This window comes from Janthinobacterium sp. NKUCC06_STL, assembly GCF_019345455.1.
Classification (GTDB): Bacteria; Pseudomonadota; Gammaproteobacteria; order Burkholderiales; family Burkholderiaceae_D; genus Janthinobacterium; species Janthinobacterium rivuli.
This window is the reverse complement of record NZ_JAHKQY010000011.1, coordinates 152,495-176,681: the sequence shown is the minus strand read 5'-3', so window position 1 is coordinate 176,681 and position 24,187 is coordinate 152,495. Positions and strand designations below refer to the sequence as shown.

Below are 24,187 nucleotides of genomic sequence, written 5' to 3'. Positions count from 1 at the left end.
GTCGACGCGGGCGGGCTAGCCGATCAGCGATTTCAGGGGGATGCGGGCGTCATTGGACAGTGCCGTCACCTGAAAGGCGTAGCTCTGGCTCAGGCCTTCCTCGCCACGCAGGCATTCGAGCAGCAGTTTGTCGGGGCCGAGCGGGGTCGTCAGCCGTAAGAGGCGGGTGGTTTGCGTGAAACCGCCCGGCATGGCGTGCGGGCTGGATGCCTGGGGCTGTGAGTCAGTCGGCTGTGACATCTGGCAATACTCCCTGGTGCGGTAGGCTAGGCTGCAATGCAAATTAAGTAATATTTATTTTGTGGCATTACACCTTGGTTGAGGCCGTTGCGCAAGCGTGATTCAATTGAAATGTCAATTAATTCAAGGCGAGTCAGTGGAGAATGAATGGCTGTGCTCGCTGGTCTTGCACAGCCAGAGCTTTAGGCTTTACTCGTACGCGGCGCTCGTTACCCGCTTGCTTGCATAGGTATGATGTGCCGCTGTCTATCCGCCACTGGACGCAGGCGACAGAAGGCTGTCGCCGTCCATTGTGAGAAGCAATGATTTTACGAAAGAAGTAGGTGCATTGGCGAATGCGTGACATCTTGCGGGAGGGGGCGCCGGGTTGCCATTGAAGAGCGCCATGGCAGCACATCGCCCGGCTGCGTTGATTCACGTCATCCTGACACCCGGATTGCACTTACAGCTTGAACACGCCCACCACCTGGTTCAGCTCCTGCGCCTGCTCCTGCAGGGCGTCGGCGGCCGCGGCCGCTTCTTCCACCAGGGCCGCGTTTTGCTGGGTCACCTGGTCCATCTGGGCGATGGCCTGGTTGACTTGCTCGATGCCGCTGCGCTGCTCTTCGCTGGCCTGCGCGATCTCGGCCATAATGGTGCTCACTTGCTGCACGCTGGCCACCACGGTCTCCATGGTGGCGCTGGCCTGGCTCACCTGGGCGTGGCCCAGGTCCACCGTGCTGGCGGACGCCTGGATCAAATCCTTGATGTCTTTCGCCGCGGCCGTCGAGCGCTGCGCCAGAGTGCGCACCTCGGTAGCGACGACGGCAAAGCCGCGTCCCTGTTCGCCGGCCCTGGCCGCTTCCACGGCCGCGTTCAAGGCCAGGATATTCGTCTGGAAGGCGATGCCGTCGATGACGCCGATGATGTCGGCGATCTTGCCCGAGGAGCTGCGGATGGCGTCCATGGTGCTGGCCACCTGCGCCACGGCGGCGCCGCCCGTCGCGGCCAGGCTGGACGAGTCGTGCGCCAGCCGGCTTGCCTGCTGCGCATGATCGACGTTCTGGCGCACGGTGGAACTGAGTTCCTCCATCGAGGCGGCCGTCTCTTCCAGCGAACTGGCTTGCTGCTCCGTGCGGCTCGACAAGTCCAGGTTGCCGCTGGCGATTTCACCGGAGGCCGTGGCGATCTGCCCGGCGCTGCCGCGCACATTGCTGACCACTTGCGACAGGTTGTCGCTGATGCGGTTCATGGCCAGCAGCAGGCGGCCGATTTCGTCCAGGCTGGTCGTGTCGAGGTGCACCGTCAGGTCGCCGGCGGCGATTTGCGCGGCGGCCGTTTCAGCGGCGGCCAGCGGACGCGACACGAGGGTGCGCACCAGCCAGTACAGCAGCAGGGCGAAGACGAGCAGGGCGATGAAGCCGGAAACGGCTAGCTGGTTGCGCATCTGGCGCGCTTCCAGGGTGATCTCGTCCGTGAACGTGCCGCCCGCGATGATCCATTGCCAATCCTTGAACTGGCGGTAATACAGCTGCTTTTCGCGCGCGCTGGCAGCCGTTTCGCCCGGCGCCGTCCACGTATAGCGCATGGCGCCGTCTTTTTGCGCCAGCATGTCCTGGATGAACAGGCGTCCGTCGCTGGCCTTGAACTCGAGCGCGCTCTTGCCTTCGCTGTTTGGATGCAGCACCAGGTGGCCGTAATTGGCGCCTGGCGCCGTGTCGACGATATAGATGTAGCCCGTCTGGCCGATCTTGACCTGGCGAATCTTCTCTTTCAGCATGGCCAGATTCTTGCTGATGTCCAGGCCGATGAACAGCACGCCCACCACCTTGCCGCCTGCGTCGCGCACGGGGTCATATTGCGTGATGTATTGCTTGCCAAACAAAGTGGCCATGCCAACGAAGCGCTGGCCCGCGCGCAGCGGCGCGTAGCTGGGGTGGTTGTGATCGAGCTGGGTGCCGATGGCCCGTTCGCCATCCTGTTTTTTCAGCGAGGTGCTGATGCGCACGAATTCATCGCCATTGGCGGCAAAAATGGTGGCGATCACGCCCGTTTGCGCCGTGTAGCGGTCGACCAGGGCCGTGTCGAGGTTGAGCACCTTGCCGCCGTTGGCCAGCGCTGGTGTGGCCTTGCCTGCCACGGCCACCATGGCGCCCGTGTCGACCGTGAACGGGCCGGGAAATTCGGCCGCGAACAGGCGCGCGAAGCTGGCCGCCTCGTTGACCATGGCCGTATGGAATACTTGCGTGGTCGTCATGACGCTATTGAGTTCGCTGGTGACAGCCGCTTCGGCGCGCTGTTCCAGTGCTGTCGAGGTGCGGATGCTGATCAAGGTCGTCAGACTGGCGAGGATCAGGCTGACGAGAGCAAAGGTAAAAATGGTGATCTTGCCGCCGACACTCCAGTGGCGGGGGGAGAACGAAATTGTAGGCATAGTTTGAGTCTGGCAAAGGGTAATCAGCTCGGCCATTCCTGGTCATGACATGACACGCGGGGAGGGGATCTGGTGGGGAATACTGTTGAAACGGAGGCGCGCCGGCCTTGTGGGCCGCGCACAGGCAAGCTGGATTTCAGGGCGCGATGATAGCATGTTGCTTGCGTTTTGTTACTAAGTGTTTCCCGCAGGAATCATTTTTTCGCATAAAAACATCATCTGTATCAAGGATTGTAAAAACAGCCTGTTGACTTTTTTGATTGCAATGACGAATTTTGATATTCATCAGCGATGGGCGATGCAATTTTTGTCACGAATGTTTCACTTTGTAATGAATGAGACGCCGCCCTTAATTCGCGTTTAAGCTTCCGGGAAGAAACTGATATTCCATGGGAGACTGCCAGGCCGTATCCTGTAGAATAATATGCAGACCAGTCGTGTATTCCCCTTACTGTCTTGCTGGCTGGCGCATGAAACTGCGCCGCCTGGAATTGATTCAACTAATTTTCGGAGAAGCCGATGAAGAAGCAAATGATGCTGGTCACCCTGGTGCTTGCCCTGTCAGCCAACGCTGGCGCAGCCCAGACGGACAAGAGCGCCGCTCCTCCGCTACCCATGAAGCCGCTGGCCCAGCAAACGCAGGCCGCCTTGTGGGCATCGCGCGTATTGACACGCGTCCATTACAAGGCCATGCCGCTCGACGACGCCATGTCGGAGAAAATCTTCGACCGTTACTTCAAGTCACTGGACGCGGAAAAACTGTTTTTCGTGCAGGCCGACGTCGACCGCTTCACGCCGCTGCGCACCAGGCTCGATGACGCCATTATCAATGAAGACCTGACGGCGCCGTTTGCCATCTACAACCTGTACCAGCAGCGTTTCGACGAGCGCATGGCGTATGCGCGTGAATTGCTGAAAACCAAGTTCGACTTTACGGCCGACGAGAGCTACCAGCTCGACCGCGAAAAGGCCGCCTGGCCGAAAAACGACGAGGAAGTGCGCGACCTGTGGCGCAAGCGCGTCAAGAACGACTGGCTGCGCCTGAAACTGGCGGGCAAGGAAGACAAGGCCATCCGCGAGACGCTGGACAAGCGCTATGAAAGCTACACGACCCGTGCGCGCAAGCTCAACAGCGAAGACGTGTTCCAGATCTTCATGAACTCGTATGCCATGTCGATCGAACCGCATACCAATTACCTGGGCCCGCGCGCCTCGGATAACTTCGACATCGCCATGCGGCTGTCGCTCGAAGGCATCGGCGCCGTGCTGCAGACGCGCGACGAATACACGGTGGTGCGCGAAGTCGTGCCGGGCAGCCCGGCCGGTTTGTCGGGCAAGCTGAAGGTGGGCGACCGTATCGTCGGCGTGGGGCAGGGCGAAAGCGGCCCCATCACCGAAGTGCTGGGCATGCGCATCGACGACGTGGTGCAGCTGATCCGCGGCGCCAAGGATTCCGTGGTGCGCCTCGACATCCTGCCGGCCGACGCCGGCCCTGACGCCAAGCACGTGGTCTTGCCGCTGGTACGCAAGAAAATCAGCATGGAAGAGCAGGCGGCGAAGAAATCGATCATCGAAGTGCGCGACAACGGCGTCAAGCGCCGCATCGGCGTCATTTCCCTGCCGACGTTCTACCAGGACTTCGAAGCGCGCCGCCGTGGCGACAAGGACTTTAAAAGCGCCACGCGCGACGTCACCCGCCTGCTGGGCGAGTTGAAGAAGGACAAGGTCGACAACGTCCTGATCGACTTGCGCAACAACGGCGGCGGTTCGCTGAACGAAGCCGTCGAACTGACGGGCCTGTTCATCGACAAGGGTCCTGTCGTGATGCAGCGCAATGCCGAAGGCAAGGTCGAAGTGGAAAGCGATACGAATGCCGGCCTGGCCTGGGATGGCCCGATGGGTGTGCTGATCAACCGCGGCTCGGCGTCGGCTTCCGAAATTTTCGCCGCCGCCGTGCAGGATTACGGCCGTGGCGTCATCATCGGCGAAGGCAGCTTCGGCAAGGGCACGGTGCAGACCCTGTTCAACCTCGACCGTTTCGGCGGCAGCGAGAAAGCCCGTTTCGGCGAGCTGAAAATGACCATCGCCCAGTTCTTCCGCATCAATGGCGGCACCACGCAGTTGCGCGGCGTCACGCCTGACATCAAGCTGCCGGCCATGTCGGACGCGGAAAACTTCGGCGAATCGAGCTATGACAATGCCCTGCCATGGGTGGCCGTCAAGCCGGCGCCCTACATACCGACGGGCGACCTGAAGGAGATCGTGCCGCTGCTGGACAAGAAGCATGACGCGCGCGTGGCCAAGGACAAGGATTTCCAGTACTTGCTCGATGATATCGCCCTCGTCGTCAAGCAACGCAAGGAAAACCAGATTTCGCTCAATGAAACCGTGCGCCGCAAGGAGCGCGATGCCCAGGAAGCGCGCGCCAAGGCCCGTGAAAAACGCCTGATCGCGCAGATTTCGAATCCTGCCGACGACCTGGTGGTAATTCCCGATCCGAAAGACGTACTGAAGGGCGCGAAAGCGGCCAACAAGACGGCCAAGCAGATCGCCGCCGTGAAGGGCGCCTTGCGCACCGACGACGGCTTGCAGGGTGACGAACGGGCCCTGAGCGCCGAACTGGACGCCGAAACGGCCGCGAAGAGCGCCAAGGACGTGCTGCTGAACGAAGCGGCGCGCATCCTGGCCGACGAAGTGGCGCTGATCAAGGCCGATACCCGCCTGGCATCCAAAGTCTTGCCGTATGCCGCGGATGTCAAGGCGACACCGGTGGCGGCGACATCGAAGTAATCAAGGTGGGGTAGGGAGAGAGTTATCTGTTTCGCGTATTTCTATCATTCCAACAATCAATTGGATTGATATGCCGCGACGCAGCATAATGCACTTGTCTCCTCTATTCTCCTCCAAGAAAATAGATTCAGCCCGCTCTCGTAGCGGGCTTTTTTTTGCCTCAGATTTTGTGCGTGGGCAGTTGCACGTCGGGGTGGGCCGCCAGCAGGGCCGTCAGCCAGCCGGCAAACGCCTGCAGCTTGGGCGTGGCCAGCCGGCCTTGCGGCGTCAGCAGCGACATGGGCATGGGTGTGGGCAAGCAGTCGGGCAGCACGGCCACCAGGGCGCCGCTGTCGAGGTGCGCGCGTACCTGGTACATGGCCGCCTGCGCCAGGCCCAGCCCTTGCAGCGCGCAAGCGACGCTGGCGTCCGCGTCGTTGACGGCGATGGGGCCGGCCATTTGCACGCGCACCACGTCCTTGCCTTGTTGGAAATCCCAGTCGAAGGCGCGTCCCGTGCGGCCCGAGTAATGCATGATGCCACGGTGTACTGCCAGGTCGGCCAGGGTGTGCGGCGTGCCGTGCCGCGCCAAGTAAGCAGGGGACGCGCACGTGACGAAGCGCATCAGGCCGACCTGCTTGCCGATGAAGGCGGAATCCTGCAAGGTGCCCACGCGCAGGGCGCAATCGATGCCTTCCTGCGTCAGGTCGACCAGGCGGTCCGTCAGGCTCAGCTGCAATTGCACGTCGGGCCAGGCGGCGTGAAATTGCGCGATATGGGGAATGATCAGGCGCCGCCCCACCGTATTGGGCAGGTTGATGCGCAGCAAGCCGCGCGGCTTTTTCGCATCCGGACCACGGAAGGCCAGTTCCGCCGTGTCGACGGCTTTCAAAATGTCGATGCAATGGCGAAAATATTCGGCGCCTTCCGGCGTCAGGGACAAACGGCGTGTGGTGCGCTGCAGCAGCTGCGTGCCCAGGTAGGCTTCCAGCTTTTGCAGGGTGGCCGTCAGCGCGGCGCGCGGCAAATTCAGGGTTTCGGCCGCCTTGGAAAAACTGTTGGCCTCGACGATGCGCACAAAGGTTTGCATGGCCTTGATCTTGTCCATGGGATAGCTTCCGTTTAATTGTTCATCTTATGTGAAAAGTATAAGCGGATTATGCCCTAATTATCTTTGCCTCAGCTTTGCCTAGAATGGCAACATCCCTATCGAACCGAGGAAACAACATGAACAAGGCCTCACCGTCTGCTCCCCACGACATTTCACCCGCCATGGTGCTGCTGCTGGCCATCGCTTCCGGCCTGATCGTCGCCAATCTGTATTACGCGCAAACCCTCGTCGGGCCCATCAGTGCCTCGACGGGCCTGTCGGCCAAGGCGGCCGGGCTGATCGTGACCCTGACGCAAGTCGGCTATACCCTGGGCCTGCTGTTTGTCGTGCCGCTGGGCGACTTGCTGGAAAACCGCCGCCTGATCGTCACCGCCTTGCTGGTGACGGCCACGGCCCTCGTGGCGGCGGCCCTCTCCACGGGCGCCATCGTGTTCCTGGCCGCCGCGCTGGCCATCGGCTTGGGTTCCGTGGCGGCGCAAGTGATCGTGCCGTTTGCCGCCCACCTGTCGCAAGAGGCGACGCGAGGACAGACGGTGGGCAAGGTGGTCAGCGGCTTGTTGCTGGGCATCATGCTGGCCCGCCCCGTGGCCTCGCTGGTGGCGGCCCATGCCAGCTGGCACGTGGTGTTTGGCGGCGCCGCAGTACTGATGCTGGCGCTGGCTGCCGTGCTGCGCCGCGCCTTGCCCGTGCGTCAGCCCGTGTCGAGCATGAAATATCCGGCCCTGATGGCCTCGCTGTGGCATTTGCTGCTGGGTACGCCAGTGCTGCGCCGCCGCGCCGCCTATCATGCCGGTCTGTTTGGCGCCTTCAGCCTGTTCTGGACCGTCACGCCGCTGGTGCTGTCCAGCCCCGCGTTCGGCCTGTCGCAAACGGGTATCGCCATCTTTGCCCTGGTGGGCATGGCTGGTGCCGTCGCTTCCCCCATCGCCGGCCGCCTGGCCGATGCGGGCCACACCTTGCCGGCCACGGCCGCGGCGCTGGCGCTGGGCATCGTCGCCTTTGCCTTGCCGATGCTGGCGCCGGAATCGAAACACATGGCGCTGGGGCTGCTGGTGGTCGCCTCCATCGTGCTCGACATGGGTGTGGCCGCCAACCTGGTGCTGGGCCAGCGCGCCATCTTCAGCCTGGGCGCTGAAGTGCGGGGCCGCCTGAACGGCCTGTATTTCGCGCTGTTCTTCGCTGGCGGCGCGGCCGGCTCGGCCATCGGCGCCTGGGTGTATGCGAGTTACGGCTGGCAGGCGACCTTGCTGACCGGCATGGCGTTTCCGGGCCTGGCCCTGCTGGTGTGGCTGGGAGAATTTTTACCGCAGGCCACGCGCCGCACGGCTTGAAACCCTGATGCCGCCTCATTATCACTAATGGATATTTCTATCATCATGAAGATAAAGTGGCGTGATGTGCCGCAATGCCGCAAGATGCACTTGTCTCCTCTATCTCCTCCAAGGAAATAGATTCAGCCCGCTTACATAGCGGGCTTTTTTTTGTCTTTTCAGATTAAATCACCACCAGATCGAGCGCGCGCATGAAGTTGGCCGCTTGCGCATGCGTGATGACGGCGCCTTTCAGCAGTGCCGCTTCGCTCAATTTGAAACCGTCGATATCGGCGCCGCGCAGGTCCGCGCCCTGGAACTTCGCCAGTTTGATGGTGGCATTGCGCAGGCTGCCGCCTTCGAAGACAGCCTCGCGGAAATCGCAGCCGGCCAGGTAGGCGTCGGAAAAATCCAGCTGTTTTAATGTCGCCTTGCGGAACGAGAAGCCGCGCAAGTCGGCGCCTACCAGCAGGCTGTCTTCGAAGGTGAGACCCAGGTGGGCCACTTCCTCGAACGAGGCGCCCGTCAGCTTGCAGCCGCGGTAAGTGGCCGAGGCCAGCTTGGCACGCCGCCATTTCGTGTTGTTCAGGTCGCAGCCTTCAAACGTGGCATCGACGGCGTCGACGGATTCGAAATCGGCGCTGCCCGCGCGGCAGCGGCGCCAGGTGCTGCGCGCCAGTTTGCTGGCGAACAAGTTGGTTTCGGCAAAGGTGCAGCGCTCAAAGGTGCAGCCCTGCAGATCGAGGCGCGACAAGTCTTCGCCGTCGAACGCGCAATCGATGAAGTGGTGCACTGATTGTGCCAGTTGCTGCTCGATGCCGGCGCGGTCCAGGGTCATGCCAGTTACTGCGGTGTCGTGTGTTGCCATCCGTCTCATTCCTAAAGTAAAAAACAGGGGAGGGATGGCGCGGCGGGAAAATGCACGAACCAGAACACCTCCCCGGCTGGTGGTACAGTCAGAGGTCAGCGCCGTGGGTCCGCGTGGGCGGGAGCATGCCGGACTGTGCCGGGCACTTACCGGGTTACCAACCGGTGCGCTCATTTTCGATCAGCGCGTATTGTAGCCTGTCCGAATCGGCCTTGCCAGTTTCCTCAAGCTCGGGTTAGTATCGTTGCAGGCGCACGCATTGCGCCAACGTCGCTCGGACGGATCCGGGCGCTTACGTATAGAGATACCATGACCGACAGCCAAGCTCCGCGCAGCTTTTCGCGCATCAATCGCCTTCCCCCCTACGTTTTCAATATCACCGCCGAGCTCAAGATGGCCGCGCGCCGCCGTGGCGAGGACATCATCGACATGTCGATGGGTAATCCCGATGGCGCCACGCCGGCCCACATCGTGGACAAGCTGGTCGAGACGGTCAAACGCCCCGACACGCACGGTTATTCCGCGTCAAAAGGCATCCCCCGTTTGCGCCGCGCCATTGCGCACTGGTACAAGAAGCGCTACGAGGTCGACATCGACCCAGACAGCGAAGCCATCGTCACCATCGGCTCGAAAGAGGGCCTGGCCCACTTGATGCTGGCGACACTCGACCGTGGCGACACGGTGCTGGTGCCGAATCCCAGCTACCCGATCCACATCTGGGGCGCCGTCATCGCGGGTGCCGACATCCGCTCCGTGCGCATGGGGCCGGGCGTGGATTTCTTTGCCGAACTGGAACGGGCGATCCGCGAAAGCTATCCGAAACCGAAGATGATGGTGCTGGGCTTCCCGTCCAACCCGACGGCGCAATGCGTGGAGCTGGAATTCTTCGAGCGCGTGGTGGCGCTGGCGAAGCAGCACAATATTCTGGTGGTGCATGACCTGGCGTATGCCGACATCACCTTCGATGGCTGGAAGGCGCCGTCCATCATGCAGGTACCGGGCGCGCGCGACGTGGCCGTCGAGTTTTTCACCATGTCGAAAAGCTACAACATGGCGGGCTGGCGCATCGGCTTCATGGTGGGCAATGCGGAACTGGTGGCGGCCCTGGCGCGCATCAAGAGCTACCACGACTATGGCAGTTTTACCCCGGTGCAAGTGGCGGCCATTGCCGCGCTGGAAGGCGACCAAAGCTGCGTGACGGACATCTGCGCCCAATACCAGCGCCGCCGCGACGTGCTGGTGAAAGGCTTGCATGAAGCGGGCTGGATGGTGGAAAAACCGAAGGCCTCGATGTACATCTGGGCGCATATTCCGGAAGCGTATCGCCACCTGGGCTCGCTGGAGTTCGCCAAGCTGCTGCTGCAAAAAGCCAAGGTCAGCGTCTCACCCGGCATCGGCTTCGGCGAATATGGCGATGAATATGTGCGCTTCGCCCTGATCGAAAACGAGGCGCGCGTGCGGCAGGCGCTGCGCGGCATCAAGAATATGTTGCGTTCCGGCGACGGGAAAATGGAGTCGGCAGCATAAAAGGTTGCCGCATGGAATGCTTCGTTGCCCTTAATATCACTGCTGCGTATTTCTGACATCACGAATATAAAGTGGTTTTATATGCTGCAACGCGGCATCATGCATCTGTCTCCTCTATCTTCCTCCAAGGAAATAGATTCAGCCCGCTCCCGCAGCGGGCTTTTTTTTGCCCGTCGTTTTGGCCCAGGGTTCTGACCGGCACGCTCGGCGAACGAGGCGGTCGCTTCGCAGCACGGCCAGGTGGATATGTTAGAACATGGTTTCACATGAATATTAATAATGGATGTATGAAGTTTTACCATTATTTTTCATGGATGAAAGCCTCTATGATGTCTCCATACTTCATCAGGAGGAACTACCGCCATGACCGTCACGACACATAACTTGGGCTATCCGCGCATCGGCGCCAAACGGGAACTGAAATTCGCCCTAGAAGAGTACTGGAAAGGCCAAAGCAGCCTGGACGCGCTGGAAGGCCATGGCGCGGAGTTGCGCCAGCGCCACTGGCAAGACCAGAGCGGGCTGGACCTGGTGCCCGTGGGCGACTTTTCCTTCTACGACCAGGTGCTGGACCTGAGTTTTACCCTGGGTAACTTGCCGCAGCGCGTGCGCGGCTTGCAAGGCGCGGCGCTCGACAACTATTTCCGCGTGGCCCGTGGCCGTTCGGCCAGCGACAGCGATTGCAGCTGCGTCCACGCCGGCGAAATGACGAAATGGTTCGACACCAATTATCACTACATCGTGCCGGAATTTTCGGCCGGGACGCAGTTCAAGCTCGACAGCAGTCGCTTGCTGCGGCAACTGGCGCAAGCGCGTCAATTGAATGTCAAAGCCAAGCCCGTGCTGATCGGCCCCGTCACCTATCTGTGGCTGGGCAAGGCCAAGGATGATTCCGACAAGCTGGCGCTGCTGCAAGGCTTGCTGCCCGTCTACGTGGAACTGCTGCAGGAACTGGCGGCCCAAGGCGTGGAATGGGTGCAGATCGATGAACCGATCCTCGTCACGGAACTGGACAGCGCCTGGCAGCAGGCGCTGGTCACGGCCTATGATGCCTTGAGCAAGGTCAAGAACGTCAAGCTGCTGCTGGCCACGTATTTCGGCAAGCTGCAAGACAATCTGGCACTGGCGTGTAAATTGCCGGTGCAAGGCTTGCATCTTGACGCCATTAACGCCCGCGAGGAAGTGGCGCAGGTGATGGCCCAATTGCCCGCCAGCAGCGTGCTGTCGCTAGGCGTCGTAAATGGCCGCAATATCTGGAAGACGGATTTGAATGAGGTGCTGGCATGGCTGGAACCCGTGCACGCCAGCCTGCAATCGCGCCTGTGGATCGCGCCGTCGTGCTCCTTGCTGCACGTGCCTGTCGACCTGGACAGTGAACAAAAGCTCGATACAGATATCAAATCCTGGCTGGCCTTTGCCCGTCAAAAGCTCGATGAAGTGCACACCCTGGCCGGCGCACTGAATAAGGGCCGTGCCTCCGTGCAAGCGGCGCTCGATGCCAATCATGCGGCCGTGCAAGCGCGCCGGCAGTCGCCGCGCGTGCACAATCCCGATGTGAAAGCGGCCGTGGCACGCATCGATGCCAGCCTGGGCCAGCGCGCCGGCAGCTATGCCGAACGTGCCGCCAAGCAAGCTGCACTGCTGCAATTGCCCGCGTACCCAACGACAACCATCGGTTCCTTCCCGCAGACGGCGGAAATCCGCCAGGCCCGCAGCCAGTTCCGCAGCGGCCAGCTCGATGCAGCCAGCTATAAAAAACTGATGCAGGCGGAAATCGCCCATTGCGTCCAAGAACAGGAAACCCTGGGCCTGGACGTCTTTGTGCACGGCGAAGCGGAACGCAACGACATGGTGGAATATTTCGGCGAACAGCTCGACGGCTACGCCTTCAGCCAGTTTGGCTGGGTGCAATCGTACGGTTCGCGCTGCGTGAAGCCGCCCATTTTGTTCGGCGACATCAGCCGCCCGCGCGCCATGACGGTCGAGTGGAGCACCTACGCCCAGTCGCTGACGGACAAGCCGATGAAAGGCATGCTGACGGGCCCCGTCACCATCCTGAACTGGTCTTTCGTGCGCGACGATCAGCCCCGTTCCGTGTCGTGCTACCAGCTGGCGCTGGCCATCCGCGCCGAAGTGCAGGACCTGGAACAGGCCGGCATCCGCGTGATCCAGATCGACGAGGCGGCATTGCGCGAAGGCTTGCCGCTGCGCAAATCTCAGTGGGCCGAGTACCTGCGCTGGGCCGTGGAATCGTTCCGCATCACGGCCAATGGCGTGGCCGATGAAACGCAGATCCACACGCACATGTGCTATTCGGAATTCAACGACATCATCGCGCAGATCGCCGGCATGGATGCGGACGTGATCACGATCGAAACGTCGCGCTCCGACATGGAATTGCTGGACGCCTTCGATGATTTCAACTATCCGAACGACATCGGCCCTGGCGTCTACGACATCCACTCGCCGAATATTCCTGCCCAAGAACAGATGGTCAAGCTGATGCGCAAGGCGGCCGAGCGCATCCCCGCCCAGCGCCTGTGGGTCAACCCCGATTGCGGCCTGAAAACGCGCGGCTGGAAAGAAGTCATACCCGCGCTGGCCAACATGGTGGCGGCAGCGAAAACCTTGCGCGGCGACACCGTGGCCTAAGGAGGGCAGGGGCAGGGGAGGCCGCTATGGCTGAGACGTGGCTGAGATATAGAACAATCGTATTTCTGTCATCACAACATGCAATTGGATAATGATGCTGCGATGCGGCATCATGCACCTGTCTCCTCTACTTCCTCCAAGGAAATAGATTCAGCCCGCTTCCGTAGCGGGCTTTTTTTTGCCTGTTTTCCCACGGCTGCATGCCTTAAGATAAGCTTGTTTAAGCATAAACATACAAGGAGACAAGTTGATGATGCCTTTGTTTCGCGCCGCCGGCATGCTGGCGCTGATGGCGCTCGGTGCCTGTTCGGCGGAGAAGCATCCGCTTGACCGCCATTTGGCGCAGTTGCGTCCGGTCACGGTCGCAGCGTTGCCCGATATGGGATGGCCGCCCGGCACGATGCTGTGCCCGATGGGCATCTATCAGAGCGAGCTGATCGACCCGGTGCCGCATGCTGATCGCATTAACGCATTCCTGAAGCAAAAGAAATTTCTGGGTGATGAAGGCCTTTGGTCGCTGATTGTCGTCACACCGATGTCCGAAGGGGACGCCGGTATCGAGCAACTGCTTTTCAAGCGCGGCGATTATGACGTGATCAATGATCCGCAACTCATCGCGCGCGATGCGGAAACAGTGCCAGCGGAATTTGCGCCGCAGACTTGCGTAACCGTAGAGCAAGCCCGCGTGCTGGTGACGCGCGCACAAGGATCACGTCGAAAGCTCGTCATTTTTGGTACGAGCTAGGCCCGCTTGCATAGCGGGTTCTTTTTGCCTGCGTCATGCGTGGCGCTACAGCACATTTGCCGCCACGGCCGAACTGTAGTTGCGCGCCAGGGCCGCGATGATGGCGGCCATCGCCTGTGGGTTGTCCGTAGGGCCGAAATGCGCGGCATACAGGCGCTTGGCGGCCTCGACTTGCGCGTTCGTCAGTTTCACGGCATACGCCATGCGCACGGTTTCAGAATTGTTCAGCGTCATTTTTCACCTTGAAGACAGGAATGTCGGTTGGCCCGCGTCCCTTGCTCGCGCAAAGGATTGCAACTACAATCGTTGCATTTGCAATCGTATAGGCTATGTCTGCCTTGCGCAAGCGTTGTTGAAACAGGAGCCTTCATGCATTCTTCCCCTTCTTCTCCGCCGTTGGACGCCGCGCGCGACGCCGCCCAAGCCTGCCTAGCCGCGCTGGCGGCACCACCGGCGTTGCCGTTGCGGCAGGTTTCGCCGCGCCGCGCGCTGGGCGCCATGGCGCGCAGCTTGCAGATGGGCCCGGCCGCGGCGAATGCCATCCGCGTCGTGCGCGCGGAAGTGACGCAGCGGCATGACGATGCCTGGAATGTGACGGCGTCCGCCAGTGCCTGGCCGCTGCGCTATGGCGCCGAGAAACCGCTGCTGTATCTGTGCCGTCCCGCTTCGCTCCAGGCTCTGAGTGGCGTGCTGGTCGATGCGCGCGAGCGTGGCATCGTTTGCAGCGATGCGGAAACGCAATCTTCTCGCTGGCCGAAAGGCGTGCAGCCAGCGCTGCCCGCCTGGCTGGCCGCACAGCACAATTGCATGCCCTTCGACCCAGCGACGGGCGAGGAAGTACGCGCCATCCTGCGCGCGGCACTGGAAACGCTGTATGTGGAACAGCAGCCAGGTTATTACTATCTGGCCATACATGACGAAAATGCGGACGAAGATGCGGACGAAGATGCGGATGAGTATGCGGTGGCGGCGCCCTTGTCGGCCGCCGATACGGCAGCGGCCAGCCTGGGCATGTACCGCGTGTCGCCGCCGGATCCTGCGCCATGCCGGGTGCGTCTGTGCGGGGCGGGAAGGATGCTGGCCGTCGTCGCCGGTGCCGCCCGCTTGCTGCAGGAGGACTGGGATATTGCCGCGCAAGTGTGGAGTTGCCCCAGTTACACGCGCCTGGCGCGCGATGCGCAGGCGGCGGAGCAGTGGAACCTGCGTCACCCGCGCGCCATTCCAAGACTGGCCCATGTGCGGCGTTGCCTCGATGACAGTGCCGCACCCGTCATCGCCGTCACCGGCTATGGGCAGCACATCGCGGGCCAGATCGGCGGTTACGTGCGCGGGCGTTTCATCGCCGTCGGCGCTGACGCCATGATGGAGGTCAGCGCGCCATGGCTGGCCGTTACCGCCTTGAAAGCCCTGGCCGACGATGGCGCGCTGCCCCTGCAGTTCGTCGAGTACGCGCTGCGGCGTTACGCCTTGCTCTGAATCTTGCCTTGGCCTGCGTTGCGTGCCGCCTCGGCGGCGCGCGCGAGGGCGGCGCTGAAGTCTTGCTGCCCATCGTTGTCAAATTGTGCCAGGAACAGGTCGGCCACCGTGGCCTGGTAGACGGCCCACATCTGCTTGCGCAGGATTTTTCCTTCTTCCGTGATGGAAACGAAGGCGGCGCGCCCGTCTTCCATCGAGCGCGTGCGCGTCACCAGCCGGTCCGTTTCCAGCTTGTCCACCAGGCGCGTCAGGTTGTAGCGTTCGATGGCCAGCGCGTCGGCCAGTTCGTGCATGCGGCGCGAACCGTCGGGGCCGCTTTCGAGTCCCCACAGCACGTCATACCACGCATACACGGGCAGCTTGGCCGCCGCCAGGCGGCGTTCGATCTCGCGGATCATCAAACGGTGCGTGCGCACGAATGAAAACCACAGGTCGGGCGCGGGGGGCGAGCCAATTTCAGGCGCAGTTTCAGACATCGGTATTCCTCCAGATCAATCACAGTTGCAAATGCAATTATAGCGCTATACAATGGCCGGCATAACGATTGCAAATGCAATGATTGCAGTAGCAATCGATCATGACGATGTATGCCCACCCTCAGGAGACTGCCATGACCCCATCCCTCGCCGTACCCGATATCGATCCGCAAGAAACCAAAGAATGGCTGGAGGCGATGCAGGCCGTCGTCGCCGTGGAAGGGCGCCCGCGCGCCCATTACCTGCTCGACCAGCTTGTCGATATTGATGCCGCGCAGCACGGCGACATGCATGGCCGCGTCACCACCGCCTATACCAACAGCATCACCACGGCGCGCCAGCCCGCTTATCCGGGCGACCTGGCCATCGAGCGCCGCCTGAATGCCTACATCCGCTGGAATGCGATGGTGATGGTGCTGCGCGCGGCCAAACACTCGAACGTGGGCGGCCACATCGCCACTTACCAGTCGGCGGCCGTGCTGTATGACGTCGGCTTCAGCCATTTCTTCCGTGGCCATACGGACCAGTTTGCCGGCGACCTGGTCTACATCCAGGGCCATTCCGCGCCCGGCATCTATGGCCGCGCTTATCTGGAAGGCCGGATCACGGAAGCGCAGCTGGACAATTACCGCCGCGAAGCGGGCCGCGAGGGCCTGTCGTCGTATCCGCATCCCCGTTTGATGCCCGATTTCTGGCAATTTCCCACAGTATCGATGGGATTGGGGCCGCTGACGGCCGCCTACCAGGCCCGTTTCATGCGCTATCTCGAGTACCGCGACTTGAAGCCGCACCAGGGCCGCAAGGTGTGGGCCTTCCTCGGCGACGGCGAGATGGACCAGCCCGAATCCCTGGCCGCCATTTCCCTGGGCGGCCGCGAGCGCCTCGATAACCTGATCTTTGTCGTCAACTGCAACCTGCAGCGCCTGGACGGTCCCGTGCGTGGCAACAGCAAGGTCATCCAGGAGCTGGAGGGCACGTTCCGCGCGGCGGGCTGGCATGTCATCAAGGTCATCTGGGGCAGCGGCTGGGATGCTTTATTGCAGAGCGACACGAGCGGCTTGTTGCGTCAACGCATGATGGAATGCGTGGACGGCGATTACCAGACCTTCAAATCGCAGAATGGCGCGTATGTGCGCGAGCATTTCTTTGGCAAGTATCCGGAACTGCTGGCGCTGGTGGCGCACATGTCGGACGACGACATCTGGCAGTTGACGCGCGGCGGCCACGATCCCGAAAAAGTCCACGCGGCCTACGCGGAAGCCATGCGCACGCCTGGCCGTCCCACCGTGATCCTGGCCAAGACCGTCAAGGGCTTCGGCATGGGAGAGGCGGGCGAAGGGCAGAACATCAATCATCAATTGAAGAAAATGAGCGCCGACGCCGTGCGCGCCTTCCGCGACCGCTTCGCGCTGCCCGTCAGCGATGCCCAGCTGGAAGAAATGTCGTATCTGAAACCGGCGCCGGACAGCGAGGAAGCGCGCTACTTCGCCGCGCGCCGGGCACAACTGGGCGGCTACATTCCCGCCCGCATCAGCAAGGTGGCGCCCTTGCCGATACCGCCGCTGTCCGCCTTCGCCACCCAGCTCAAGGATAGCGGCGAGCGGGGCGCGTCCACCACCATGGCCTTCGTGCGCATCCTCGGTACCCTGCTGAAAGATCCCGCCTTGAGCAAGATCATCGTGCCCATCGTGCCCGATGAATCGCGCACGTTTGGCATGGAAGGCCTGTTCCGCCAGATCGGCATCCATTCCTACCTGGGGCAGCTGTACACGCCGCAGGACGCGGGCCAGCTCAGCTATTACAAGGAAGCCAAGGATGGGCAGATATTGCAGGAAGGCATCAACGAATCGGGCGCCATTTCCTCCTGGATCGCCGCTGGCACGTCGTACAGCAACCATGGTCTGGCCACCATTCCGTTCTACATCTTCTATTCGATGTTTGGCTTGCAGCGCGTGGGCGACCTGGCGTGGGCGGCGGCCGATGCCCGCACGCGCGGCTTCCTGCTGGGCGCCACCTCGGGCCGCACGACATTGATGGGCGAAGGCCTGCAGCACGACGATGGCCACAGCCATGTGCTGTCGTCCGTGATTCCCAACTGTATTTCCTACGATCCTACCTATGCCTACGAGCTGGCCGTCATCATCCACGACGGCATGCGCCGCATGTTTGCCGAGCAAGAGGATATTTTCTATTACATCACCTTGCTCAACGAAAACTATCCGCACCCAGCCATGCCGGCAGGCGCCGAGGCGGGCATCTTGCAGGGCCTGTATCTGCTGCAGGAAAGTCCGGAAGCACTCATGGCAACCTCGCCGCGCGTGCAGCTGATGGGCAGCGGCTCCATCCTGCGCGAAGTGCTGGCCGCCGGCGTGCTGCTGCAGCAGGATTTCGGCGTGGCGGCCGACGTGTGGAGCGCCACCAGCCTGACGCAAGTGCGGCGCGACGGCCTGGCCGTGCAGCGCTGGAACATGCTGCACCCGGACAGTGAGCCGCGCGTGCCGTATATCGCGCAATGCCTGGCTGGCCGGCAAGGCCCGGTGGTGATCGCCACCGATTACATGAAGATCGTGGCCGACCAGGTGCGCCCCTTCGTGCACGACCGGCGCTTCGTTGCCCTGGGCACGGATGGCTTCGGCCGCTCCGATACGCGCGAATCCTTGCGCACCTTCTTTGAAGTGGACCGCCATTTCATCGTGCTGGCCGCCCTGACGGCGCTGGCCGATGGGGGCCAGCTGCCGCGCAGCAAGATTGGCGTAGCCATCGCCAGATACGGCATCGACGTGGAAAAACTCGATCCCGCGTCCGTGTAACTTTTCGAGGAGTGATCATGAAACTGTATTACGCAACGGGAACGTGTTCTTTGTCGCCGCACATCGTGGCCATCGAGGCGGGCATTGCGCTGGAGCTGGAAAGAGTTGATATTCGCAAGATTCCACGCGTCACGGAAACGGGCGAGGACTATGCGCAGGTGAATCCGAACCTGTACGTGCCGGCGCTGGCGCTGGACGATGGCACCATCTTGCTGGAAGGCACGGCCATCGTGCAATACCTGGCCGACCTGGCGCCGGCCAGCGGTCTGGCGCCGCCGCCGGGCTCCCTGGCGCGCGTGCAGCTGCAATCGTGGCTGGGTTTTATTGCCACCGAGCTGCACAAGGTGTTCAGCCCCTGGCTGTTCCACCCGGAATACGGCACGCAGGCGCAGGACGTGGCCCGCTCGCGCCTGGCCGCACGCCTCGATTATGTGGAGCGGCAACTGGCGGCTGGCGGACCGTATCTGCTGGGCGAGCGTTACTCCATCGCGGATGCCTATCTGTACACCATCCTCGGCTGGTCGGCGCACACCAAGGTGGACTTGTCGGCCTTCCCGCAAGTGCGGCGCTTGATCGAGCGCGTCGGCGAGCGTCCCGCCGTGCAGCAGGCGTTGCGCGAAGAGGAGGGCAGATATTGATAAAACATATTTCTATCATCACAACATAGAATTGGATGAATATGCTGCGATGCGGCATCATTCACCTGTCTCCTCTACTTCCTCACAGGAATTAGATTCAGCCCGCTCCCGCAGCGGGCTTTTTTTTGCCCATTTTTAAGGTGCAAAGCTGCGCACGCTTGCTTGTCATCATCGCCATCGTGTTGCTTTTGTGCATGCTAAACTGGGCCTTCCCCAGACCAAGGTTTTTGATGCTTCAATTATTTCGCCACACGCTGGAGTCCACGCCGATCCTCGCCCTGTTTCTCGTCATCGGCGCCGGTTATGCGCTGGGGCGCATCAGCGTGTTCGGCTTTTCGCTGGGCGTGGGCGGCGTGCTGTTCGCGGGGCTGGCGCTGGGCGCCTTTGCTCCCGGTTCCGTGCCGCCGCCGATGGTCGGCTCCATCGGCTTGCTGCTGTTCCTGTATGGCATCGGCGTGCAGTATGGCGTGCAGTTTTTCGCCGGCTTGCGCGGTGCGGGGCAGAAACACAATCTGATCGCCTTTGTCGCCGTCATGGGCGGCCTGGCCGTGTCCGTCTGGGGCGGGCAGTGGATCGATATCTCGCTGCGCATGGCCAGCGGCGTGTTTGCTGGCGCCATGACCAGCACGGCCGCCTTGCAGGCGGCGCTGGAAGCGTCGCACGGCAATGGCGACGCGGCCGTCGGCTATGCCGTCGCGTATCCGTTCGGCGTGGTCGGCCCCATGCTGGGCCTGTACCTGGCCGGGCGGATACTAAAACCCGTGCTGACGCCGCCGCCGGCACCCATCGTCGTGTCCGAAATTACCATCGACGAAGCCAAATTGGCGGGCGCGGCCCTGTCCGAACTGGCCGACGGCCCGCTGGCGGGCGTGCAAGTAATCGGCGTGCGCCAGGGCCACCAGAACCGCTTGCCCGATCCGGGCCTCGTGCTCGGCGTGGGCGACGCGCTGATGGTGTCGGGCACGGTGGCGGGTGTGGAAGCGGCGCGCACGGCGCTGGGCCATCTGGATCCAGGCCGGCTGATGAAGGACCGCAGTGCGTTCGACGGCACGGAGGTGTTCGTGTCGGACGCGGAAATCGTTGGCGTGCCGCTGGGCGAATTGAACCTGGCCAAGGATTTCCCCTTGCAGATCGCCTTCATTCGCCGCGGCGACGCCATGATCTTGCCGCACCCGTTCCTGACCCTGGAGTTTGGCGACCGGGTGATGGCCATCGCGCCAGCCAAACATGCGGCCGACGTGCGCAAGCTGTTCGGCAACTCCATCACGGCCACGGCCGAGTTCAGCTATGTCTCGCTGGGCATGGGCATGGTCTTGGGCGTGCTGCTGGGCCTGGTGCCGATTCCCTTGCCGTGGATAGGCTCGTTCAGCCTGGGCCTGGCCGGCGGGCCGCTGGTGATGGCGCTGATTCTGGGCCGCCTGGGCAGGGTGGGCAAGATCAGCTGGCGCTTGCCCCTGTCGGCCAATTTGGTCATGCGCAACTATGGCTTGACGATTTTCCTCGCTTCCGTCGGCATGGCGTCCGGTTTGCCCTTCGTGCAGCAAGTGGGCGCCGACGGCTTGCCCATGCTGGCGCTCGGCGCCGTGACGGTGCTGGTGGTGGTCGCGTTGGTGGTGATTTTGGGCAAGGTCTTCCTGCGCCTGCCGTTTCCCGAGTTGCTGGGCATCGCGGCCGGCGCCACGGGTAATCCTGCCGTGCTGGTGTTCGCCAACCGCCTGGCCAAGTCGGACCGGCCCAACCTCGGCTACGCCATGATTTTCCCCAGCATGACCATCGTCAAGATCGTTGCCGTGCAAGTGCTGCTGCATTTGTATGGCTGATGACGGTCAGCGTCAATCGCTTGCAGCACCAGGCTGCTTGCTGGCTTCCATAAAGCGGATGCCAAACGACAGCAGCAAGGCGGCAGCGGCGCATCCTGCGGCAAGCCACAGGTTGGCGGACAGGCCCAGCCTGTCCACGGCCTGGCCGCCGGTCCACGCGCCGAGCGCAATGCCGATATTGAAGACGCCGACATACAGCGCGGCGACGATCTCCACGGCGCCGGGCGCCGCCTTCAGCATCAAGGTCATCAGGCCGACCGATACGCCACCGTAGGCCAGTCCCCAGGCCAGCAACACCACGCCGCCGCCGATGCCGGAGTCGCCGACAGCCAGGAACAGCAGCGGCGTGAGCAGCAGGCCGCCCGAGATGGCGATGATGGTCGTCGCCATGCGCCGCGCGGCCATGACACCGGCCAGGAAGTTTCCAAGGATGCCAGCGAAGCCATAGGCAAACAGCAGTGCGCCCAGCCATTGCGCATCGAACCCCGACACGGACAGCAGCAGCGGGCGCACGAAGGTAAAGGCCATGAAATGGCTGCTCACCAGCAACAGGGTCAGAAGCAGCCCCGCTTGCAACTGCCTGTTGCGCAGCTGCTTGCCGAATTGGCGCCAGGTCGTCGCAGCGGTAGCGGGCAGGGCGGGAATGACGGCCAGATGCAGCGCCAGTACCAGGCTGCTGAACAGCGCCATGACGCCGAAGGCCCAGCGCCACCCTGCAAGGTCGCCGATGTGGGCGCCTAGCGGCACACCCAGCACGGAAGCGGCCGCCACGCCACCGAAGATGACCGACGTTGCCAGCCCAACCGAGCGGGCAGGAACCAGGCGGGAAGCGAGGCCGCCGGCGATGGCCCAGATGCCGCCCATACAAAAACCGACGAGTACACGTGCCGCCAGCATCCACGCCATGTTTTGCGCCAGGGCCGAGGCAATGTTTGCGATCACCAGGAGTGTCAGCAAACCACAGAGTATCTTGCGCCGGTCCAGGTTGCCTGATGCGAGCACGACCAGCGGCGCGAACAATGCCGCCAGTAATGCTGGCAGCGAGATCATCAGGCCGGCCGTTCCGGTGGAGGTGTCGAGGGTGTCGGCAATCGGCGTCAGTAGGCCGACCGGCAGCATTTCCGTCGTCACGACGGAAAAAGTAGCCATGCCGATAGCGCTGACCGCTAGCCACGGGTGGCGGACAGCGTTTTCTGCGGCAGCGTAGGGAGACGTATTCATGGTGCAGATCCTTCATTGATCATTCGAGAAACTGTGTGTGTCCTGCTTGCAACGGAGACACGTCGCAGTGATAATACATACATCGCGTATGAATAAGTATATATACATACGCACTGCACGTAAACAATCATACGTTACGTATGTAAGGAGAAAGCCATGGTTCGCCGCACCCGTGTGGAAATGGAAGAAACCCGCGCCTCGTTGCTGGCCACGGCCCGCAAAGTGTTCAGCGAGCGCGGTTATGCCGACACGTCGATGGACGACCTCACCGCCCAGGCAGGGCTGACGCGGGGTGCGCTGTACCATCACTTCGGCGACAAGAAGGGCTTGCTGCTGGCGGTGGTGGAGCAGATCGACGCGGAAATGGATGGCCGCCTGCAAGCCATCTCCGACGGCACCGCAGACTTGTGGGAAGGCTTTCGCAGCCGCTGCCGTGCCTATCTGGAGATGGCCCTGGAACCGGAAATCCAGCGCATCGTGTTGCGCGATGCGAGGGCGGTCCTGGGTGGCGCTTCACCGGATTCGCAGCGCCATTGCCTTGAATCGATGCAAGGGCTGATCCAGCAGCTGATTCGGCAGGGCATCGTGGCCGATGCTTGCCCACAGGCACTGGCTGCGCTGATCTACGGCAGCTTGGCGGAAGCGGCGTTCTGGATCGCAGACGGCGACGAAGGCAATGCGCGCCTGATAAAAGCAGTTGCGGCATTGGAATTGCTGCTACGGGGGCTATTAGTTCAAAGGTAATGGCGAAAAGTGGCATGGCTTCGCGATGAACCTTGAGCCTGTGTAAAACCGCTGGCGCCACTCCCAATCTGTTGTACAATCCTTGAGAACGGTCGTGCTTTTTTGTGCGCTGAGCTTCCTTGCGTGCAGTCATCACGGCAACCGATAAGAACAAGGAGACAGACATGGACCTGCATTACACGGCCGAGGAGAGCGCCTTCCGCGACACGGTGCGCGCCTTCCTCGACACCCATCTGCCGGCGGACTTGCAGCGCAAGGTGCGCCAGCATCTGCGCCTGAACCGCGACGATTACGTGCGCTGGCACAAGATTGTCGCGCAGCAAGGCTGGGCCGCGCCGGCCTGGCCCGTCGAACATGGCGGCACGGGCTGGACGGCCGTGCAGCGCCACATCTGGGAAGACGAGTGCGCGCGCGCCGCCACGCCACCGATCTTGCCCTTCGGCGTCAACATGGTGGCGCCCGTCATCATGGCCTTCGCCAGCGCCGAACAAAAAGCATATTATCTGCCGCGCATTTTGAATTGCGACGACTGGTGGTGCCAGGGTTACTCCGAGCCGGGCGCCGGGTCTGACCTTGCTTCGCTGAAAACCACGGCCCAGCGCGACGGCGACCATTACATCGTCAACGGCCAGAAAACCTGGACGACGCTGGGCCAGCACGCGGACATGATCTTTTGCCTGGTGCGCACGGATAGCACGGTGCGCAAGCAGGAAGGCATCAGTTTCTTGCTGATCGACATGAAAACGCCGGGCATCACCGTGCGTCCCATCATCATGCTCGATGAAGAACATGAAGTGAACGAAGTCTTTTTCGACAACGTGCGCGTACCGGTCAGCAACCTGGTGGGCCAGGAAAACAAGGGCTGGACCTACGCCAAGTATCTGTTGGGCCACGAGCGCACGGGCATCGCCGCCGTCGGCCGCTCCAAGCGCGAGCTGACTTTCCTCAAGCAGCTGGCCATGCAACAAACCAAGTGCGGCGCGCCGCTGCTGCACGATCCCGCTTTTGCGGCCAAGGTCGCCACCCTGGAAATTGAATTGATGGCGCTGGAAATGACGGTCTTGCGCGTCATCAGCGACGAAGGCAAGGGGCCGGGACCGCAGGCATCGATGCTGAAGGTGCGCGGTTCGGAATTGCAGCAGCAACTGACGGAACTGATGGTCGAAGCCATCGGCCCGCAAGCCTTGCCGTTCGACCCGGCATTTCTGGACGGCAGCGCGCCGCACGGCGCTGGCGGCGACGACCTGGCTGCGCCGCTTGCCGCGTATTACTTCAATTACCGCAAGACATCGATCTATGGCGGCTCGAATGAAATCCAGAAAAACATCATCACGCAGATGATCCTGGGCCTGTAAGCCAGAAGGAGA

Annotated in this window: 18 protein-coding genes; 11 read left to right on the top strand and 7 right to left on the bottom strand. The window is 62.0% G+C overall.

Annotated features, from left to right (window positions below; genetic code table 11):
* Window positions 1-15: 15 nt before the first annotated feature.
* Complete coding sequence (locus tag KO539_RS30630; protein WP_307789227.1) at window positions 16-240, bottom strand: hypothetical protein; 225 nt, start codon at window positions 238-240, stop codon at window positions 16-18.
* Window positions 241-682: 442 nt separating this feature from the next.
* The gene (locus tag KO539_RS26010; protein WP_176389285.1) at window positions 683-2,653 is read right to left on the bottom strand and encodes a methyl-accepting chemotaxis protein; all 1,971 of its coding nucleotides are present in this window, start codon (window positions 2,651-2,653) and stop codon (window positions 683-685) included.
* Between the two features lie 519 nt (window positions 2,654-3,172).
* Here KO539_RS26010 and KO539_RS26005 point away from each other — a divergent pair.
* Window positions 3,173-5,443, top strand: coding sequence for a carboxy terminal-processing peptidase (locus KO539_RS26005; RefSeq protein WP_219312878.1), 2,271 nt, complete (start codon window positions 3,173-3,175; stop codon window positions 5,441-5,443).
* A 160-nt stretch (window positions 5,444-5,603) separates the two neighbouring features.
* Here KO539_RS26005 and KO539_RS26000 read toward each other — a convergent pair whose 3' ends face one another.
* On the bottom strand, window positions 5,604-6,530 hold the full coding sequence (locus KO539_RS26000) for a LysR family transcriptional regulator (protein ID WP_219312876.1): 927 nt from the start codon (window positions 6,528-6,530) through the stop codon (window positions 5,604-5,606).
* A gap of 119 nt (window positions 6,531-6,649) precedes the next feature.
* Here KO539_RS26000 and KO539_RS25995 point away from each other — a divergent pair, with 119 nt between their 5' ends.
* Window positions 6,650-7,864, top strand: coding sequence for an MFS transporter (locus tag KO539_RS25995; RefSeq protein ID WP_219312874.1), 1,215 nt, complete (start codon window positions 6,650-6,652; stop codon window positions 7,862-7,864).
* A 163-nt stretch (window positions 7,865-8,027) separates the two neighbouring features.
* On the opposite strand, the gene KO539_RS25990 is transcribed toward KO539_RS25995, so the two are convergent.
* A complete protein-coding gene (locus KO539_RS25990; protein ID WP_225241695.1) occupies window positions 8,028-8,711 on the bottom strand; it encodes a pentapeptide repeat-containing protein in 684 nt (227 codons plus the stop codon).
* 309 nt (window positions 8,712-9,020) lie between these two features.
* Between KO539_RS25990 and alaC the strand changes: the two genes are divergently transcribed.
* The 3 genes from alaC to KO539_RS25975 all read left to right on the top strand — a co-directional run bounded on the left by alaC (window position 9,021) and on the right by KO539_RS25975 (window position 13,635).
* A complete protein-coding gene (alaC, locus tag KO539_RS25985; RefSeq protein WP_035819772.1) occupies window positions 9,021-10,238 on the top strand; it encodes an alanine transaminase in 1,218 nt (405 codons plus the stop codon).
* Window positions 10,239-10,601: 363 nt separating this feature from the next.
* Window positions 10,602-12,890 (top strand): 5-methyltetrahydropteroyltriglutamate--homocysteine S-methyltransferase, encoded by a 2,289-nt coding sequence (gene metE / locus KO539_RS25980; RefSeq protein ID WP_219312872.1) that lies wholly within the window; start codon window positions 10,602-10,604, stop codon window positions 12,888-12,890.
* Window positions 12,891-13,140: 250 nt separating this feature from the next.
* Complete coding sequence (locus tag KO539_RS25975; RefSeq protein ID WP_219312870.1) at window positions 13,141-13,635, top strand: hypothetical protein; 495 nt, start codon at window positions 13,141-13,143, stop codon at window positions 13,633-13,635.
* 45 nt (window positions 13,636-13,680) lie between these two features.
* On the opposite strand, the gene KO539_RS25970 is transcribed toward KO539_RS25975, so the two are convergent.
* Window positions 13,681-13,869: a hypothetical protein gene (locus KO539_RS25970; RefSeq protein ID WP_219312868.1), complete on the bottom strand. Its 189-nt coding sequence runs from the start codon at window positions 13,867-13,869 to the stop codon at window positions 13,681-13,683.
* 135 nt (window positions 13,870-14,004) lie between these two features.
* On the opposite strand from KO539_RS25970, the gene KO539_RS25965 reads away from it, so the two are divergent.
* On the top strand, window positions 14,005-15,111 hold the full coding sequence (locus KO539_RS25965; protein ID WP_219312866.1) for a pyruvate dehydrogenase: 1,107 nt from the start codon (window positions 14,005-14,007) through the stop codon (window positions 15,109-15,111).
* On the opposite strand, the gene KO539_RS25960 is transcribed toward KO539_RS25965, so the two are convergent.
* Entirely contained in the window at window positions 15,096-15,587 is a 492-nt protein-coding gene (locus KO539_RS25960; protein ID WP_219312864.1) for a MarR family winged helix-turn-helix transcriptional regulator, read from the bottom strand. The genes KO539_RS25965 and KO539_RS25960 overlap by 16 nt on opposite strands.
* A 134-nt stretch (window positions 15,588-15,721) precedes the next feature.
* On the opposite strand from KO539_RS25960, the gene aceE reads away from it, so the two are divergent.
* The 3 genes from aceE to KO539_RS25945 all read left to right on the top strand — a co-directional run bounded on the left by aceE (window position 15,722) and on the right by KO539_RS25945 (window position 20,855).
* On the top strand, window positions 15,722-18,397 hold the full coding sequence (gene aceE, locus KO539_RS25955) for a pyruvate dehydrogenase (acetyl-transferring), homodimeric type (RefSeq protein ID WP_219312862.1): 2,676 nt from the start codon (window positions 15,722-15,724) through the stop codon (window positions 18,395-18,397).
* A 17-nt stretch (window positions 18,398-18,414) separates the two neighbouring features.
* Entirely contained in the window at window positions 18,415-19,035 is a 621-nt protein-coding gene (gene gstA / locus KO539_RS25950) for a glutathione transferase GstA (protein WP_219312860.1), read from the top strand.
* A 230-nt stretch (window positions 19,036-19,265) separates the two neighbouring features.
* Window positions 19,266-20,855 carry an aspartate:alanine exchanger family transporter gene (locus KO539_RS25945; RefSeq protein WP_219312858.1) on the top strand — a complete coding sequence of 530 codons (1,590 nt, stop codon included), beginning with the start codon at window positions 19,266-19,268 and terminating at the stop codon, window positions 20,853-20,855.
* Window positions 20,856-20,867: 12 nt separating this feature from the next.
* Here the strand turns inward: KO539_RS25945 and KO539_RS25940 are convergent, their stop codons facing one another.
* Window positions 20,868-22,076 (bottom strand): MFS transporter, encoded by a 1,209-nt coding sequence (locus KO539_RS25940; protein ID WP_257626477.1) that lies wholly within the window; start codon window positions 22,074-22,076, stop codon window positions 20,868-20,870.
* A 156-nt stretch (window positions 22,077-22,232) separates the two neighbouring features.
* On the opposite strand from KO539_RS25940, the gene KO539_RS25935 reads away from it, so the two are divergent.
* Complete coding sequence (locus KO539_RS25935; RefSeq protein ID WP_219312856.1) at window positions 22,233-22,820, top strand: TetR/AcrR family transcriptional regulator; 588 nt, start codon at window positions 22,233-22,235, stop codon at window positions 22,818-22,820.
* 164 nt (window positions 22,821-22,984) lie between these two features.
* Complete coding sequence (locus KO539_RS25930) at window positions 22,985-24,175, top strand: acyl-CoA dehydrogenase family protein (RefSeq protein WP_219312854.1); 1,191 nt, start codon at window positions 22,985-22,987, stop codon at window positions 24,173-24,175.
* Window positions 24,176-24,187: the final 12 nt, after the last annotated feature.